Raw genomic sequence first — 2,177 nt, forward strand, 5'->3', positions numbered from 1 at the left:
AGCACCCGACCGGCCAGGTGGCCGTGCCCGGCCCCGATCCCCGACCAGCGGGAGCGGACCACCCGGAGCCGGGCGTCGGCCCGCGGCCAGTCGCCGAGGGCGATCAGCACCGCCCCGCGCTGGCGCAGCCGGGCGGTGAGCCGGGCGGCGTCGTGCTGACCCACCGCGGCCGGCGGGCGGGTGACCACCACCGGTAGCACCTCGGCCAGGGTCGCCACCACGTTCAGCCAGGCCGCTCCGGGGTCGGGCACCAGCACCGTGCGCTCCAGCGCCACCCCGAGGGCGGCCGCGGCCTCGATGCCGAGCTCGGGGAGCCCGACCACGGCCGACCACCAACCGGCCGCCGAGGGCCCGGCCATCAGCGCCATCGCCAGGGCCGGGGAGTCCACCGCGTAGCTGGCGCCGGTGCGGAGGGTGAGCAGCGGCTGCAGGGCGGGCAGGGTGGGCACCGGCTGGGAGAGCGCGGTCCCCTGCATCTGGTGCACGCGTTGCTGCAGCTCGGCGATCCGGTCGGCACGGACCGACCCGGTCAGCGAAGAAGCAGCGGCACCCACCTCCTCATAATCGAACACCTGTGCGACTGCGTCAACCGGGCCCCGGCGCGTCCACGCGGTCGGTGGTTCCGCATGCGCGGCCCCAGGAGATGCAGCAAGGACCGCGCCGTGCCAGCACGAACGGCGCCGAGCCCCGACGTCGGCACAGCCAGTGGGCCGCTCGTGCGTTCGTCCGGGAACGGCGGCAGGGGTGCCGGTCACGCGGTTCGCGTGTCCGGCACCCCTGCAGTTGGGTGCTAGCGGGTCAGGGTCACAGACCCGTTGCCCGGCGGCGGCGGATCACCAGCGTCGTGCCGGCTCCGGCCAGGGCCAGTCCGGCCAGCAGCGGCAGCAGCACTGCCGGTGCACCGGTATCGGGCAGCTGACCACCCGGCGCGGACCCATCCTGCGGGCCCTCGTCGCTGTCGGGCAGCTCCTCACCGCCGAGGTCGCCCACGGTGATGTCGACCGCGTCCCAGCCATCGCTGGGGTCGGTGTTGCGGCCCTCACGCTGACCGTCGTCGGCGACCTCCTCACCGTTGGCCGACAGCTGGGCCACGTTGGTGACGATCTCCCCCGCCGCGACATCATCGACCGTCACATCGATCACCAGCGTGACCACCTCACCCGCGGCCAGATCACCGATGGTCCAGGTGCTGCCGTCGTACTCACCACGGCTCGCCTCGTAGTCACCGGCGTAGGCGACCCCGACCGGGAGCACGTCCTCGACCGCGACATCGACCGCAGGGTCGGTGTCGTGACCCTTGACCACGATCCCGTACTGGATCTCATCACCGACCTGCACCTGACGCGGCTGCGGGTTCCCGTTCTCGTCGTAGAGGGTGTCGGTCACCTCACCGGCATCATCGAGGCTCTCCCCGGGCAGCAGCACCTTCTTGTCCAGCGTCGGAGCACCGGCGCGGACGGTGATGTCGACCTCGTCATAGCCATCATCGGGGCTGGTGTTACGACCACCATCGCGACCCGGGTTCTTCGGGTCATCGGCGATCTCCCGACCGTTCCCGGACAGCTGGGCCACGTTCGTGATGACCGTGCCCTCCTCGGCCGGCTCGACCGTCACATCGATCACCAAGGTGACCGTCTCACCGGCGGCCAGGTCACCGATGGTCCAGGTGGTGCCGTCGTACTCACCACGGCTGGCGACGTAGTCACCGGCGTAGGTGATCCCAGCCGGCAGCGCGTCCTCCACGAACACCTCGCTGGCAGGGAACTCCTCGTGACCCTTCACGACGATCCCGTACTGGATCACCTCACCGGCCGACACCTCACGAGGCTGCGGGTTCCCGTCCTCGTCATACAGGGTGTCGCTGACCTCACCGGCATCATCGAGGCTCTCCCCCGGCAGCAGCACCTTCTTGTCCAGCACCGGATCCCCGGAGCGGACGGTGATGTCGACCTCGTCATAGCCATCATCGGGGCTGGTGTTACGACCACCATCCTTGCCCGGGTTCTTCGGGTCATCGGCGATCTCCCGACCATTGCCCGACAGCTGGGCCACGTTGGTCACGATGGTCCCATCGGCCGCAGGCTCCACCGTCACATCGATCACCAGCGTCACGACCTCACCAGCGGCCAGCTCACCGATGGTCCAGGTGGTGCCGTCGTAGTCACCACGGCTGGCGA

The 2,177-nt window shown here is 70.5% G+C and carries 2 protein-coding genes; both read right to left on the reverse strand.

The genetic code is table 11. From position 1 onward, the window contains the following. The coding region (locus DVA66_RS19645) for a hypothetical protein (protein ID WP_198671975.1) at positions 1-572 on the reverse strand (572 nt) is incomplete at its 3' end. 232 nt (positions 573-804) lie between these two features. Then, positions 805-2,177: DUF11 domain-containing protein (locus tag DVA66_RS19650; protein WP_157974163.1), on the reverse strand; the 1,373-nt coding region annotated here is incomplete at its 5' end.

The organism is Desertihabitans aurantiacus (genome assembly GCF_003344635.1).
In the GTDB taxonomy this organism is placed as follows: domain Bacteria; phylum Actinomycetota; class Actinomycetes; order Propionibacteriales; family Propionibacteriaceae; genus Desertihabitans; species Desertihabitans aurantiacus.